Origin of the sequence: Pasteurella oralis (assembly GCF_002850605.1) — a bacterium.
GTDB classification, from domain to species: Bacteria; Pseudomonadota; Gammaproteobacteria; order Enterobacterales; family Pasteurellaceae; genus Pasteurella; species Pasteurella oralis.
Genome location: NZ_NXGB01000009.1, coordinates 12,819 through 27,681, shown reverse-complemented (window position 1 = coordinate 27,681; position 14,863 = coordinate 12,819). Strand labels below are relative to the sequence as shown.

Here is a 14,863-nt window from a genome sequence, read left to right as displayed (position 1 = left end):
CTTGAAGCTAATGGTTTAAATTGTTAAATCTGATATTTCCATTACGTTTTTTCTTTTTTGTGATGTGAGCCACAATAACCAATAATCTAAATCCCAATGTGAAATAACATAATTGAGCTGTTTCTTCGTTTTTAGCATGATGATTTCGAGATTTATGTTTATTGACATTTACAGGAGAATTGACTATGTCCAATTATTTCAGTCAACTTGATAAGATTCGCTATGAAGGCGCGAATTCCAGTAATCCTTTTGCATTTAAATATTACAATCCTGATGAAGTCATTTTAGGTAAAACGATGGCTGAACATTTACGTTTAGCGGTGTGTTATTGGCATACGTTCTGTTGGACAGGGAACGATATGTTTGGTATTGGATCTTTAGATCGTAGTTGGCAAAAAACAGGTGACCTGTTAGATGGCGCAAAGCAAAAAGCGGATATTGCTTTTGAATTTTTGAGTAAGTTAGGTGTGCCTTATTATTGTTTCCATGATGTTGATGTGGCGCCAGAAGGCAATTCATTTAAAGAATATTTGGCAAACTTTAATACAATGGTTGATATCCTTGCGCAAAAACAAGAAGACACTGGGGTGAAATTGCTATGGGGAACCGCAAATTGTTTTACTCACCCTCGTTATATGTCTGGCGCGGCAACTAATCCTGATCCTGAAGTCTTTGCTTGGGCAGCAGCACAAGTATTTACCGCGATGGGGGCAACTCAGCGTTTAGGCGGCGAGAATTATGTCCTATGGGGAGGACGTGAAGGTTATGAAACTCTATTAAATACAGATTTAAAGCATGAACGTGAACAAATTGGACGTTTTATGCAGATGGTGGTGGAACATAAACACAAAATTGGCTTTAAAGGCACGTTACTGATTGAACCAAAACCACAAGAACCAACGAAGCATCAATATGATTATGATGTTGCCACTGTTTATGGATTCTTAAAACAATTTGGTTTGGAAGGTGAAATTAAAGTCAATATTGAAGCCAATCACGCCACATTAGCAGGACATACTTTCCAGCATGAAATCGCGATGGCTACGGCGTTGAATATTTTCGGTTCTATTGATGCCAATCGTGGTGATCCACAATTAGGTTGGGACACAGATCAGTTTCCTAATAGTGTAGAAGAAAACACATTAGTCATGTATGAAATTCTCAAAGCCGGTGGCTTTACAACAGGGGGCTTTAATTTTGATGCCAAAATTCGTCGTCAAAGTACTGATCCTTATGATTTATTCCATGGTCATATTGGTGCGATTGATGTCCTTGCTTTATCGCTTAGACGGGCAGCAAAAATGCTGGAAGAACAAGCGTTACAAAAAGTCGTCAATCAACGTTATGCTGGTTGGAAATCGCCACTGGGGCAACAGATTTTATCAGGTCAAACTTCATTAGCTGAACTGGCACAACTGGTAGAAACGCAGAGTTTGGATCCAAAACCTGTTTCTGGTCAACAAGAATATTTAGAAAACCTAGTTAATCACTATATTTTCAGTAAATAGTTCTCAAAGTGCGGTATAATTTTGTTCAATTTTATACCGCACTTTTTTAGGGGGAAGGATATGTATATCGGCATTGATTGTGGTACACAAGGGACAAAAGCGATTGTCGTGGATAGCCAGCAGAAAAAAGTGATTGGAGTTGGTTATGCACCACATGAGATTATTGAGAACAGTGAAGGGCGTCGAGAGCAACAGCCACAATGGTGGACAGCCGCGTTAGTCGATGCGTTTCGTGAAGCGATAAAAGTGGCAAAAATTGAACCGCACTTAATTAAAGGCATTGGTGTGTCTGGACAACAACATGGCTTAGTCATGTTAGATGAAAATGATCAGCCTTTGTATAATGCAAAATTGTGGTGTGATACTGAGACAACAGTTGAAAATACGGAATTTGTGAATGCGCTTGGTGGTAAAGAAAAAGCCTTTGCCGAGCTCGGTATTATGGTACAGACAGGATACACCGCTTCAAAAATCCTCTGGTTCAGGAAACATTATCCAGCGCAATATCAACGTATTGCTAAAATTATGTTGCCTCATGATTATCTTAATTATTGGTTAACTGGCAACTTTTGTATGGAATATGGTGATGCTTCAGGAACTGGCTATTTTGATGTTGTAAAACGTCAATGGCACTTAGCTGCATTTCGTTTACTTGCGCCAGAACTTGATCCACAGCGTGTTTTACCTCCTCTCGTTTCGTCTGAACAAAAAATAGGTATAGTACGCCCTGAAATCGCTAAGTTGTTAGGACTATCTGAACAGGTGATTGTATCTACTGGTGGTGGCGATAACATGATGGGGGCGATTGGTACGGGGAATATTCAACAAGGCATTGCCACCATGAGTTTAGGCACATCAGGCACACTGTATGCTTATACGGATACGCCTCTCGCTGGTTTACCAATGGAAATCGCGAATTTCTGCTCAAGCACGGGAGGATGGCTGCCTTTAGTGTGTGTCATGAACATGACATCAGCCAATAAAAACTTAATGGATTTGTTGCAAATTGATGTGAAAAAATTCAATGAGTTTATTCAACAAAGTCCAATTGGCGCAGAAGGCATTACGATTTTACCTTTCTTCAATGGCGAACGTGTTCCACCTCTGCCGCAAGCGAAAGCCAGTATTTTAGGGTTAGACGCAGCTAATTTTACTCAAGCCAATTTATGCCGAGCGATGATGGAAGCCGCCAGTTTTACCTTACGTTATGGTTTAGATTTATTCCGTCAGGCAGGCTTATCAACTTCACAAATTCGCTTAATCGGCGGTGGGGCAAAAAGTGCAGTTTGGCGGCAGATGATCGCGGATATTATGAACACTGAAGTAGTCTGTTTAAAAGAAGAGGAAGCTGCTGCATTGGGTGGTGCGATTCAGGCTATGTGGGCAAATGGTGAGGGGGAGTTAGAGAGTTTATGTGAGGCATTTGTACATATTGACCAACAATCAGTGGTACAGCCTAATTCACAACATGTTGCGGCTTATGAACATGTTTATCAACGATATTTGTCGCTTTTACAACAACATTATTAATTTTCTCGCGCAATCAAGTGATAGGTTAAGTGGTCTCGCTCATTTAACCTATTTTTTATTGCTTCTTTTTTGCTTATTGAAAGCTGAGTTATCCAAAGGGAAAAGGTGGCATTCACAGGCGATTTCATTCTACATTTTTATATGCAAATTTGCGTATAACTCTTTGTGCAAACCCTACTCAGTGATAAACTAACCCACAATTTTTTTCTATTTATACATAGTTTTAGAACTCATACAGGTATCTTAATGCGTACAAGTCAATATTTATTCTCAACCTTAAAAGAAACGCCTGCGGAGGCAAGTATTGTTAGCCATCAATTAATGTTGCGTGCAGGGATGATTCGTCCGTTAGCATCGGGGCTTTATACTTGGTTGCCTACAGGGCTACGTGTGTTACATAAAGTAGAAAACATTATTCGTGAAGAAATGGATAAAAGCGGTGCGTTAGAAGTGAAAATGGCGGTTACGCAACCAGCAGAATTATGGCAAGAGTCTGGTCGTTGGGAAGAATATGGTCCGGAGTTATTGCGTTTTAAAGATCGTGGTGAGCGTGATTTTGTGATTGGACCAACCAATGAAGAAGTCATTACGGATTTAGTGCGCCGTGAATTGAGTTCTTATAAGCAATTACCACTCAATTTATACCATATTCAAACCAAATTCCGTGATGAAGTACGTCCACGTTTTGGTGTCATGCGCTCGCGTGAGTTTGTGATGAAAGATGCTTATTCTTTTCATACTACACATGAATGTTTGCAAAATACCTATGATGTGATGTATCAAACCTATTCCAATATTTTCAATCGTTTAGGTTTAGATTTCCGTGCCGTACAGGCTGATACAGGTTCAATTGGTGGGAGTGCATCCCATGAATTCCAAGTGTTAGCACAAAGTGGTGAAGATGATGTAGTGTTTTCAACTGAGTCAGATTTTGCCGCCAATATTGAACTTGCCGAAGCAGTAGCATTAGGTGAGCGCGGACCAGTAACAGAAGAATTACGTTTAGTGGATACGCCTAATGCAAAAACCATTGCGGAATTGGTAGCACAATTCAATCAACCAATTGAAAAAACAGTAAAAACCTTAGTGGTGCACGCGACTGAAGAAAGCGGTCACAAGTTAGTGGCATTGTTAGTACGTGGTGATCACGAGTTAAACGAAATTAAAGCGGAGAAAGTGGATATCGTCGCAAGCCCATTACAGTTTGCTACCGACGAAGAAATTCGTGCAGTAGTAGGTGCGGGTACAGGTTCATTAGGCCCAATCAATTTACCAATGCCGATTGTGATCGATCGCACCGTCGCCAATATGGATAACTTCTCTGCGGGTGCAAACCAAGACGGTAAACATTATTTTGGTATTAATTGGGAACGTGATTTGGCGGTACCACAAGTAGCCGATTTACGTAATGTAGTAGAAGGTGATCCTAGCCCAGATGGTAAAGGTACTTTGCAAATTAAACGTGGTATCGAAGTAGGTCATATTTTCCAATTAGGCACCAAATATTCCGCTGCGATGAATGCCACGGTACAGGGCGAAGATGGTCGTCCACAAACCATGATCATGGGCTGTTATGGTATCGGAGTAACGCGTGTGATTGCAGCAGCCATTGAGCAGCATCATGATGAGCGTGGCATTATTTGGCCAGAAAATATTGCTCCATTCAAAGTGGCGATTGTACCAATGAATATGTATAAATCAGAAAGCGTGCAGCAATTTGCTGAAGAATTATACCGCACTTTAATGGCACAAGGTGTGGATGTTATTTTTGATGATCGTAAAGAACGTCCTGGTGTGATGTTTGCGGATATGGAACTTATTGGCGTGCCGCATATGATTGTGATTGGTGAGAAAAATCTTGAGAAAGGCGAAATTGAATATAAGAATCGTCGTTTAGGTGAGAAAGAAATGATTGCTAAAGAGCAGCTATTAGCAGTGCTCAAGGCTAAATTAGCTTAATAACAGACAAAAAATGCGAGTATTAAACTCGCATTTTTTATTGGTGGGGCGATTATTTAATTTTAGCTAAAACTTCACGTACTAAACGTCCAATTTCATCCCAATTTTTCTCTTGAATTAATTTTTTCTCCACAAACCAAGAACCACCACAAGCAACAACATTTGGAATTGCTAAATACGCTTGAATGTTATGTAAACCAATTCCGCCTGTTGGCATGATTTGTAATTGTGCATAAGGACCTAGTAAGGCTTTAATCATTTTTACGCCGCCAGAAGCTTCAGCTGGGAAGAATTTAACCGCAGTGATGCCCATTTCAAGTGCGGCTTCAATCGACATGGGATTGTTGATACCCGGTGTAATAGGAAGTTGTAACTCTTGACAAAGTTTGACAATGTTAGGATTAAAGCCCGGTGTGACAATAAAATCAGCTCCTGCATTTTTGGCTTGGATGACTTGCTCTGGTGTTAATACTGTACCTGCTGCAATTAATATTTCAGGATAATGTTGGCGAACTAAACGGATTGCTTGTTCAGCCGCAGTAGAGCGAAAAGTAATTTCTGCAACAGGTAAGCCATTTTGGACTAAAGTTTCTACTAAGGGTAAAATTGTTTCCGCTTCTTCTACTGCAATCACTGGCACAACTTTAATTGTTCTTAACTTTTCAATAATTTGATCAGTATTATATTTCATAAAAATCCTTAAATATTAATTAGTTGAATGTATTTATTAAATGAGCTGTTACTGATTTATCAATAATTGCACCTTGATACTGGATGACAAGCCCTGCTAATTGGTGACCCTGTTCACAACAAACATATAATGGTTTACCTTGCAAATAGCCATTAAGGAAGCCTGCATTAAATGCATCACCTGCAGAAGTTGTATCAACAATATTGTTGACTTCTTGTGTTGGCACAAAGCATTGATTGTTATGACGATCACTGCACATTGCCCCAGATTTTCCTTGTTTGACAATAACTTTTTTGACTCCCATTTGTTTTAAACGATGGATGGTATCAAGAGCATTTTTATCTTGCCAAATAGCTTGTTCATCCTCGAACGTGACTAACGCCAGATCAACAATAGGTAAAAGTGCGGTATAAATTTCTTGTGTTTTTTCCAGTGATTCCCAAAGTGCAGGGCGGTAGTTACTATCAAAAGCAATTTTTATGCCTTGCTTTGCAAGTACAATTAACTTTGTAATTAATGCTGTTCTGTCATGATCAGGTAAAATAGCTAAAGAGATACCACTTAAATAAATCATATCTACTGCTATCAGTGCTTCAAATACTTTTTCTATCTCAATATGTTGCAATAAATAACGCGCAGCGGATTGATTACGCCAATATAAAAACGTTCGCTCACCTTGTGCATCCAGTTGAATTAAATAGAGACCTGCATGTCGTTTCGGGTCACGCAGTACCCAATTGGTATTGATGCCATCAGTTTGCCAATGCTCAATCATTTGTTGGCTCAGTTTATCTGTTCCCATTGCTGAGATATATTGTACTTCAAGTACTGTTGATGGGGTGACGCGAGTTAAATAAGTTGCTGTATTCAGGGTATCTCCACCATAAGTTTGATACATACGACCAAATGCCTCACCATTTAGCTCAATCATACATTCACCAATAATTGCTATTTTCTTCATGGATTTTCCTTATTTAAAATAGCGTTTTGCATTATTAAAGCAAACATTTTGAACCATACTACCTAATAATGTTAAATCATTTGGTGCTTCTCCGTTTTCAACCCAACGACCTAATTTTTCACATAAGATGCGGCGAAAATATTCATGGCGAGTATAAGAAAGAAAACTGCGAGAATCCGTGAGCATACCAACAAATTGGCTTAATAATCCCAGTTGAGAGAGTTGTTCTAATTGACGCTCCATGCCATCTTTTTGATCATTAAACCACCAGCCTGAGCCGAATTGAATTTTACTGGCAATACCATCGCCTTGGAAGTTACCTATCATACTGCCGATCATTTCATTATCACGAGGATTTAAGCAATAGAGGATTGTTTTAGGTAACTGGTTTGTGTTATCCATAGCGTCTAAGAGTTTTGCAAGTGGTTGTGCAAATATACGATCGCCAATAGAGTCGAAGCCACTATCAGCACCTAATAATCTAAACATTCTGCTGTTATTATTACGAATAGCACCAATATGCAATTGCATTACCCACTGACGTTTATGATATTCTTGTCCTAACCAAACCAATATTGCAGTACTAAATTGCGCAATTTGTTGTTCGGTCAGTGGTTGATTTTGACGGCGTTGTTGTAGGATTTTATCTAGTTCTTGTTCTGTTGGTATGTCAGCAAAACGGACAATTTCAATACCATGATCGGCAGATTTACAGCCATGTCGATCAAAATGATCAAGTCGTTTTAAAATCGCTTGTTGTAATGTTGCAAAATTAGTAATTTCAATATCAGCGACTTCAGCAAGCTGTTGTATATAGGGATTAAATGTTGGGAGTTCAATTTTAAAAATTTTGTCTGGTCGCCAACTTGGTACGACATCAATATCAAATGTTTTATCTTCTGCAATTGCTTTATGATAGATTAAAGAATCAGTAGGATCATCAGTAGTCCCTGAAAGTTTGACATTCATCTGTTGCATAATGCCTCGTGCAGAAAATGCTGGCTGCTGCAACATCTCATTGCATTCATGCCAAATTTTTACCGCACTTTCGGGATTAAATAACTTATTGTGGAGACCAAACGGACGACGTAATTCTAAGTGTGTCCAGTGATAAATAGGGTTGCCAATACAAAGAGGAACTGTTTTCGCCCAAGCTAAATATTTTTCATAATTGGTGGATGGACCTGTAATTAAGTGTTCTTCAATGCCAGCAGTGCGCATTGCACGCCATTTATAGTGATCGCCTTCTAGCCAAATTTCTGCTAAATCTTTAAATTGCCGATTTTCAGCAATGTCTTTTGGATTAAGATGACAATGATAGTCAAAAATAGGCATATTTTCTGCATAGTCATGATACAGCTTTTCTGCAGTTTTTGTCGAAAGTAAAAAGTTTTCACATAGAAAGGATTTCATTTCACCTACTCCTTAAAACAACTTATTACACACCACTATACGCTGAGAAACCACCATCAATAGGTAATACAACGCCGTTCACAAAACTTGAATAGCGTTCATCAATTAAGAATAAAATGCCACCTACTAACTCTTCGGCTTCACCAAAACGCCCCATTGGTGTATTAGTTAAAATTTTATGTGCTCTTGCTGTTGGGCTGCCATCAGTATTAAATAACAACGCACGATTTTGGTTACTCACTAAAAAACCTGGTGCGATCGCATTACAACGAATACCAACATGAGAGAAATGCACTGCAAGCCATTGTGTAAAATTACTGATGGCTGCTTTAGCGCCTGAATAGGCAGGAATTTTAGTGAGTGGAGTAAAAGCATTCATACTAGAAATATTGACAATGCAACTACCTTTCCTCCCTACCATTTCCTTCGCAAAAACCTGAGTAGGAAGAAGTGTGCCGAGATAGTTAAGGTTGAAAACAAACTCTACGCCGCTTTTATCTAAGTCAAAAAAGGATTTAGTATTGTCAGGTAGTTCAAATTCATGAAATTCATTGTCTGTTGTTGCGTTAGGATTGTTACCACCAGCACCATTAATGAGAATATCACAGGGACCAAAATCTTTTTTAATTTGTTCGTTTGTTGCTTGAATGCTATTCAGTTCTAAAACATTCGTTTGATAACTTTTCGCAATCCCTCCCGATTGCGTGATTTCCTCTGCAAAATGATTTGCCATTTCTAAGTTAATATCTAGTAAGGCGATTTTGGCTCCTGTTCTTGCTAGCTGCTTAGATAGAAAGCCACATAACACACCGCCAGCACCAGTAATCACAATAACTTTATCTTTAAATTGATGATTAAATGGAATTTGCATAATTTTTCCTTATCAATAACTGTATTCGAGGTTTACCTAAATGATTTAATTACATGGGTGAATAATTAAGGAATAATTTAGGCAGTAATAAGCTGATATCAGGGATGAATGTCACCATTAATAACGTGACAATGAGTGCAACGAAAAATGGCAACATCGGTTTTAATACTCGATCAATACTCACATGACCTACTGAGCAGCCAATAAATAACGCGCTACCAACAGGTGGTGTACAGATACCAATACAAAGGTTAAAGGTCATGATGATACCGAAATGAACGGGATCAATGCCGAGTTCCATCGCAATAGGTAAGAAAATAGGTGTGAAAATTAACACTGCTGGCGTCATATCCATAAAAGTACCAACGATTAATAAAAGTACAGTGATAAAGAGCATAATAATAATTGGATTAGCAGAAACAGCGAGTAAGGCATCTTGGATCAAATAAGGAATATCTGCATTTGCCATTGCCCAAGACATGCCGGATGAGGCACCTATGAGTAATAAAACAATTGCTGTTGTTATGCTTGATTCTAGAATGATTGCTGGGAGTTCTTTAATTTTTACTTCTTTATAGAATCCAACAGCAAGAATTAAAGTATAGATGACGGCAATTGCAGAGGCTTCTGTTGCAGTAAATATTCCAGCAATAATGCCACCAATGACAATAAAAATAAGTAATAAAGAGGGTAATGCATCAATAGTTTTTAGCATGACATCTTTGCAACTTGGCGCAGGTTCTAGGGGATAATTTTTACGTTTGGCAATAAAGCCCGCTACAAGCATTATGCCTAATCCCATTAGCATGCCTGGAAGATAACCTGCGAGAAAGAGAGCGGAAATAGAGGTACCACCTGAAACAAGAGAATAAACAATCAAAGTATTACTTGGTGGGATAAGTAATCCTGTTGGACAAGATGCAATATTGACTGCAGCTGAAATCTCAGGGTCATAACCTTCTTTCTTTTGTAAAGGTGACATGATCCCTCCCATTGCAGCTGCTGAGGCAACGGCGGAGCCAGAAATTGAGCCAAATAGCATATTGGCAAGTACATTACTGTGGAATAGTGAGCCTGGTAATCTAGCGCCTAATGCTTTAGCGAGAGCAATTAAGCGGATGGCAATGCCTCCACGATTCATGATATTACCCGCTAAAATAAAAAAGGGGATTGCTAACAACGCAAAATTATCTAAACCAGATGCCATTTTTTGAGTGACAACAGTTAAGGCTCCATCTAATGGTAAACTAATTGTAATCGTGATTAATGTTGAAATTGCAATAGCAAAGGAAATTGGCACTGAAAGTACTAACATTAAAACGAAAGAGCCAAAAAGGGCGAGAATACTTGTCCATTCCATAAGTAAGTTGCTCCTTAATTAAGTTGTTGACCAGTTTTATTAAATTTTGAAATAAGGTCTATAAGAATATAGAACATCATAATGATTCCAGAAACAGGTAAACAAAGGTAAACAAGCCCCATGTCTATACTAAGTGATGGTGAAATCTGTCCTGATACATGAGTATCCCAAGCAAGATTAGCACCACCATAAACAAGAATAAATCCTGCAAAAAAGAGCATTACGCAAGAAATAAAGATTTCAAGAAGTGTTTTATTTTTTCCTTTACTTTTCATGAGTAATAAATCAATCGCAAGATGTCTTTTTAATCCCGTTGCATAAGCTGCGCCGATAAGACCTACCCACATAAAGAGAAAGCGAGCTAGTTCATCAGTTACAATGCTTGCTGAGCTGAGAATATAACGAGAGATGACTTGCCAAACGACACAGATTACAAGTACTGCGGAAAGTGAAACTAAGAAAGCAATTAATATTTGGTTCACCAATTTAAACAATTTTTCCATGAATCCCTCCTGTAATGATAAATATGCAGCAAATTCTATAATAATCACACCATTTTAAATGAGATCGAGGTCACATTTTTTAAATTGGAATTCCAATTTTGTTTATTTTGTGATTTTGGTCTCATTTTTAGATAAATAATTTTGACTAAAACGAAAAAAAATACAATTATTGGCATGCCAAATGGGGTATTACTCTTATAGATCTAAAGTGAATGAAATGAAAGGAGATGATTATGAAAAAATTCTCATTAAATGTGGTTATTACTGCGATTGCATTGGGGCTTTCTCTTAATGTATTAGCAAGTACGACTTTAAAATTAAGCCATAATCAAAATAGGGCGCATCCAGTTCATGAAGCATTACAATTCATGGCGAAGCGTACTGAAGCATTAACAAATGGCGAGCTTAAAATTCGTGTTTATCCCGATGCTCAACTTGGTTCACAACGTGAGTCTTTAGAACTTGTACAAAAGGGCGCTTTAGCATTAGCAAAATCGAATGCTGCTGAATTAGAAGCTTTTAGTAAACCATATGGTGTATATAATTTGCCTTATTTATTTAACAGTAAGGAACATTATTATAAAGTGATGGAAAGTCCAATTGGACAAAATATTTTACAGTCATCGAAAGAAAATGGCTTTATTGGTTTAGCTTACTTAGATGCTGGGGCAAGAAGTTTCTATACATCAAAACCGATTAAAGCACCTGCGGATTTAAAAGGCTTGAAAGTACGAGTCCAGCCTAGTCCAACAGCAGTCAATATGGTGAAATTCTTAGGAGGAAATCCAACACCATTAGCTTATGGTGAGCTTTATACAGCTCTGCAGCAAGGAGTAGTTGATGCTGCTGAAAATAACATTCCGTCTTATACATTGAGCCGCCATAGTGAAGTATCTAAATATTTTAGTTTAGATGAACACACTATGGTACCTGATGTGTTAGTGATTTCAGCAAAAGTATGGGATGGTTTAAGTGAAAATGAACAAAAAGCATTGAAGCAAGCCGCTAATGAGGCTACGGTTAAAATGCAAGCGCTTTGGGTTGCTTCTGAAAATAAAGAAAGAGAATCTGCGATTAAGCAGGGGTCAACCTTTGCTGAAGTAGACAAATCGACATTTAAAGCTGCGGTTATTCCAATGTACGAAGAATTACAAAAAACAGATCCTGACACATACAAAATTGTAGAAGAGATCCGTAAAATACAGTAGTTATGTTATATTAAATTATAATTTGTTATACCAATATTTAAATTGGTACTGTTATTGTTTGTAGTATTTAAGGCTTTTTAATTATGAGTAAAAACTATCCATTACGATCTTATAAAAAAATTGGTGAATTATTAAAAGACGAGCTTCGCAAAGGGATTTATACAATTGGTGAGCGATTACCTCCAGAGCGTGATATTGCGGAACGTTTTGAAGTCAGTCGGACTGTCGTTAGAGAAGCATTAATTATGTTGGAACTAGAGAACCTGATTTCTGTTAAAAAGGGTTCTGGTGTCTATGTCATTAATTTACCAAGTAGTAATGATAGTTTTGATTATTTAGATGTAGGACCATTTGAATTGTTGCAAGCTCGACAATTATTAGAAAGTAGTATTGTTGAATTTGCAGCAATTCAAGCAAACCGTAATGATATTGTACGCTTGAAGGAAATTTTAAAGCGCGAATATATCACTTTAGAGAAAGGCGGTGATGATGATTATTCTGAAGATGAAGAATTTCATACTGCGATTGCAGAAATAACGCAGAATGAAGTTTTAATTCAGATGCAAAAAGAGCTATGGAAATATCGTTCTAATCCGATGTGGAAAGGGCTTCATTCGCATATTAAAGTACATCATTATCGTCGATTATGGTTAAAAGATCATGAAGCGATTCTCAATAGTATTCAACGAAAAGATCCTGCGCTTGCTAAAAAAACCATGTGGCAGCATCTTGAAAATGTAAAACAGAAATTATTTGAATTATCTGATCTTGATGACCCTAATTTTGATGGTTATTTGTTTAATCGAAATCCAGTCTTTGTTGGGATTTGATATTGCTACATTGGCGTTCAAAGTCGGAAAATTCGATTGAGCTCCTAAAGTAATCGAATTGTTGTCTGATGGATATGAAGTTTACCTAGAGCATACTACTATTGAATCTTATGGAACACAAGAAGCAAAAGTGTTACAAGAAGATCCGATGAGAATGAGATGTTCCTCCATAAAAAGTATAGCAAAGGGTAGGTAGTGATATGTTTGATGACAGAATGATCATATTTATAAAGCCAAATAATTTTGAATGGAGAAATTCTTATGGAACAAACATGGCGTTGGTATGGACCAAAAGATCCTGTTTCACTAGCAGATATTCGTCAAGCTGGCGCAACGGGAATTGTCACTGCGCTTCATCATATTCCAAATGGGCAAATTTGGTCAGTAGAAGAGATTGAAAAACGTAAAGCAGAGATTGAACAAGCTGGTTTGGTTTGGTCAGTAGTAGAAAGTGTACCGGTTCACGAAGAAATTAAAACACAAACGGGACAATATCAGCAATGGATTGATAACTATAAGCAAACACTGCGCCATCTTGCTCAATGTGGTATTGATACGGTGTGTTATAATTTTATGCCTGTGTTAGATTGGACGCGTACAGATTTGGCATACCAAATGCCAGATGGGTCAAAAGCATTGCGATTTGATCATATTGCCTTTGCTGCCTTTGAACTTTATATTTTAAAACGTCCGAATGCGGAGCAAAGTTATTCTGTTGAAGAATGTTCGCAAGCAAAAGCTTATTTCGAAAAAATGAGTGAGCAGGATATTCAACAATTGACGAATAATATTATTGCAGGTTTACCTGGTGCGGAAGAAGGCTATACACTAAGCGAATTCCAAGGGCAGTTAGATCGTTATCAAAATATCACTCCAGAAAAATTCCGTACGCATTTGGCGTATTTCTTAAATGAGATTATTCCTGTCGCAGAAGAAGTGGGAATTAAAATGGCAATTCATCCTGATGATCCTCCTCGCCCAATTTTAGGTCTACCACGTATTGTTTCGACAATTGAGGATATGCAATGGTTTGTCAAAACACAACCATTAACGGCGAATGGTTTTACAATGTGTACGGGATCTTATGGGGTTCGTTCAGATAATGACTTAGTGAAAATGACGGAACAATTCTCTGATCGCATTTACTTTGCACATTTACGTTCTACCTGCCGTGAAGACAATCCACTGAGCTTTCACGAGGCCGCACATTTAGAGGGCGATGTAGATATGTTTAAGGTTGTAAAGGCTCTCTTAACGGAAGAATACAGACGAAAAGCTAATGGGAATTATCGTTTAATACCAATGCGTCCAGATCACGGTCATCAAATGCTTGATGATCTGAATAAAAAAACTAATCCTGGCTATTCAGCGATTGGTCGTTTAAAAGGTTTAGCAGAATTTAGAGGCTTGGAATTAGCACTTAAAAAAGTCTATTTTGAAAAGTAGCGTAAAAACGTAGAGAAAAAATGCGAGTTGAAAAACTCGCATTTTTATTTGCTTGTTTAATGTTTGCAAAATTTATTTTCTTGCAAGAGGCGGAACGAAAGTTAAGCCTAAATCCCAAGGTTGTTCGATCCATGTATTTTGTGGGATATCAATAACATAGTCATCCACTAACGGTGCACCAGCGGGTTTTGCAAATACTGTGACAAATCTTGCTTTTGGATACATTTCACGGATTGCACGTGCAGTATTACCTGTATCAACTAAATCATCAACCACGATAAAACCATCGCCATCACCTTCTGCACGGTGTAATACTTTGAGTTCGCCTTGTTCAACATGATCATGATAGCTTGCAATACAAACAGTTTCTACATGACGAATACCTAATTCACGCGCTAACACAGCTGCAGGAAATAAGCCACCACGACTGACTGCGATAATCCCTTTCCATTGAGAGGCGGGTAGTAAACGCTCTGATAATTTACGTGCGTGCATTTGGAACATATCCCACGTCACTACATATTTTTCGCTCATAAACACACCTTTTTAAAATAAGAGGGCAATTTTGCCCATAAAATAAAAT

The 14,863-nt window shown here is 38.0% G+C and carries 13 protein-coding genes; 6 read left to right on the top strand and 7 right to left on the bottom strand.

What is annotated here, in order from left to right; translation table 11 throughout:
- Positions 1-185: 185 nt before the first annotated feature.
- From xylA to proS, 3 genes are all read left to right on the top strand, one after another.
- Complete coding sequence (gene xylA, locus C0975_RS10060; RefSeq protein WP_101776262.1) at positions 186-1,508, top strand: xylose isomerase; 1,323 nt, start codon at positions 186-188, stop codon at positions 1,506-1,508.
- A 60-nt stretch (positions 1,509-1,568) separates the two neighbouring features.
- The gene (gene xylB / locus C0975_RS10055; RefSeq protein ID WP_101776261.1) at positions 1,569-3,038 is read left to right on the top strand and encodes a xylulokinase; all 1,470 of its coding nucleotides are present in this window, start codon (positions 1,569-1,571) and stop codon (positions 3,036-3,038) included.
- Positions 3,039-3,284: 246 nt separating this feature from the next.
- Positions 3,285-4,997: a proline--tRNA ligase gene (proS, locus tag C0975_RS10050; protein ID WP_101776260.1), complete on the top strand. Its 1,713-nt coding sequence runs from the start codon at positions 3,285-3,287 to the stop codon at positions 4,995-4,997.
- Between the two features lie 52 nt (positions 4,998-5,049).
- Here the strand turns inward: proS and C0975_RS10045 are convergent, their stop codons facing one another.
- From C0975_RS10045 to C0975_RS10020, 6 genes are read right to left on the bottom strand one after another with little or no spacing between them, the layout of a single operon-like run.
- Positions 5,050-5,688 carry a bifunctional 4-hydroxy-2-oxoglutarate aldolase/2-dehydro-3-deoxy-phosphogluconate aldolase gene (locus tag C0975_RS10045; RefSeq protein ID WP_101776259.1) on the bottom strand — a complete coding sequence of 213 codons (639 nt, stop codon included), beginning with the start codon at positions 5,686-5,688 and terminating at the stop codon, positions 5,050-5,052.
- A gap of 19 nt (positions 5,689-5,707) precedes the next feature.
- Positions 5,708-6,649 (bottom strand): sugar kinase, encoded by a 942-nt coding sequence (locus tag C0975_RS10040; protein ID WP_101776258.1) that lies wholly within the window; start codon positions 6,647-6,649, stop codon positions 5,708-5,710.
- Between the two features lie 9 nt (positions 6,650-6,658).
- On the bottom strand, positions 6,659-8,062 hold the full coding sequence (uxaC, locus tag C0975_RS10035; RefSeq protein WP_101776257.1) for a glucuronate isomerase: 1,404 nt from the start codon (positions 8,060-8,062) through the stop codon (positions 6,659-6,661).
- Between the two features lie 25 nt (positions 8,063-8,087).
- On the bottom strand, positions 8,088-8,933 hold the full coding sequence (locus C0975_RS10030) for an SDR family oxidoreductase (RefSeq protein ID WP_101776256.1): 846 nt from the start codon (positions 8,931-8,933) through the stop codon (positions 8,088-8,090).
- A gap of 49 nt (positions 8,934-8,982) precedes the next feature.
- Positions 8,983-10,293: a TRAP transporter large permease gene (locus C0975_RS10025; RefSeq protein ID WP_101776255.1), complete on the bottom strand. Its 1,311-nt coding sequence runs from the start codon at positions 10,291-10,293 to the stop codon at positions 8,983-8,985.
- A 14-nt stretch (positions 10,294-10,307) separates the two neighbouring features.
- Complete coding sequence (locus tag C0975_RS10020; protein WP_101776254.1) at positions 10,308-10,796, bottom strand: TRAP transporter small permease; 489 nt, start codon at positions 10,794-10,796, stop codon at positions 10,308-10,310.
- A gap of 233 nt (positions 10,797-11,029) precedes the next feature.
- Here C0975_RS10020 and C0975_RS10015 point away from each other — a divergent pair, with 233 nt between their 5' ends.
- The 3 genes from C0975_RS10015 to uxuA all read left to right on the top strand — a co-directional run bounded on the left by C0975_RS10015 (position 11,030) and on the right by uxuA (position 14,280).
- Complete coding sequence (locus tag C0975_RS10015) at positions 11,030-12,004, top strand: TRAP transporter substrate-binding protein (protein ID WP_101776253.1); 975 nt, start codon at positions 11,030-11,032, stop codon at positions 12,002-12,004.
- 83 nt (positions 12,005-12,087) lie between these two features.
- The gene (locus tag C0975_RS10010; RefSeq protein ID WP_101776252.1) at positions 12,088-12,834 is read left to right on the top strand and encodes an FCD domain-containing protein; all 747 of its coding nucleotides are present in this window, start codon (positions 12,088-12,090) and stop codon (positions 12,832-12,834) included.
- A gap of 261 nt (positions 12,835-13,095) precedes the next feature.
- Positions 13,096-14,280, top strand: coding sequence for a mannonate dehydratase (gene uxuA / locus C0975_RS10005; RefSeq protein ID WP_101776251.1), 1,185 nt, complete (start codon positions 13,096-13,098; stop codon positions 14,278-14,280).
- 72 nt (positions 14,281-14,352) lie between these two features.
- On the opposite strand, the gene gpt is transcribed toward uxuA, so the two are convergent.
- Positions 14,353-14,814: a xanthine phosphoribosyltransferase gene (gene gpt, locus C0975_RS10000; protein ID WP_101776250.1), complete on the bottom strand. Its 462-nt coding sequence runs from the start codon at positions 14,812-14,814 to the stop codon at positions 14,353-14,355.
- Between the last annotated feature and the right edge of the window lie 49 nt (positions 14,815-14,863).

Excerpts from the sequence above, each read along its gene's own strand:
- C0975_RS10045 (WP_101776259.1), bottom strand. The coding sequence starts at position 5,688 with ATGAAATATAATACTGATCAAATTATTGAAAAGTTAAGAACAATTAAA.
- C0975_RS10030 (WP_101776256.1), bottom strand. The coding sequence starts at position 8,933 with ATGCAAATTCCATTTAATCATCAATTTAAAGATAAAGTTATTGTGATT.
- C0975_RS10020 (WP_101776254.1), bottom strand. The coding sequence starts at position 10,796 with ATGGAAAAATTGTTTAAATTGGTGAACCAAATATTAATTGCTTTCTTA.
- xylB (WP_101776261.1), top strand. The coding sequence starts at position 1,569 with ATGTATATCGGCATTGATTGTGGTACACAAGGGACAAAAGCGATTGTC.
- xylA (WP_101776262.1), top strand. The coding sequence starts at position 186 with ATGTCCAATTATTTCAGTCAACTTGATAAGATTCGCTATGAAGGCGCG.
- uxaC (WP_101776257.1), bottom strand. The coding sequence starts at position 8,062 with ATGAAATCCTTTCTATGTGAAAACTTTTTACTTTCGACAAAAACTGCA.
- proS (WP_101776260.1), top strand. The coding sequence starts at position 3,285 with ATGCGTACAAGTCAATATTTATTCTCAACCTTAAAAGAAACGCCTGCG.
- C0975_RS10040 (WP_101776258.1), bottom strand. The coding sequence starts at position 6,649 with ATGAAGAAAATAGCAATTATTGGTGAATGTATGATTGAGCTAAATGGT.
- uxuA (WP_101776251.1), top strand. The coding sequence starts at position 13,096 with ATGGAACAAACATGGCGTTGGTATGGACCAAAAGATCCTGTTTCACTA.
- C0975_RS10025 (WP_101776255.1), bottom strand. The coding sequence starts at position 10,293 with ATGGAATGGACAAGTATTCTCGCCCTTTTTGGCTCTTTCGTTTTAATG.
- C0975_RS10015 (WP_101776253.1), top strand. The coding sequence starts at position 11,030 with ATGAAAAAATTCTCATTAAATGTGGTTATTACTGCGATTGCATTGGGG.
- gpt (WP_101776250.1), bottom strand. The coding sequence starts at position 14,814 with ATGAGCGAAAAATATGTAGTGACGTGGGATATGTTCCAAATGCACGCA.
- C0975_RS10010 (WP_101776252.1), top strand. The coding sequence starts at position 12,088 with ATGAGTAAAAACTATCCATTACGATCTTATAAAAAAATTGGTGAATTA.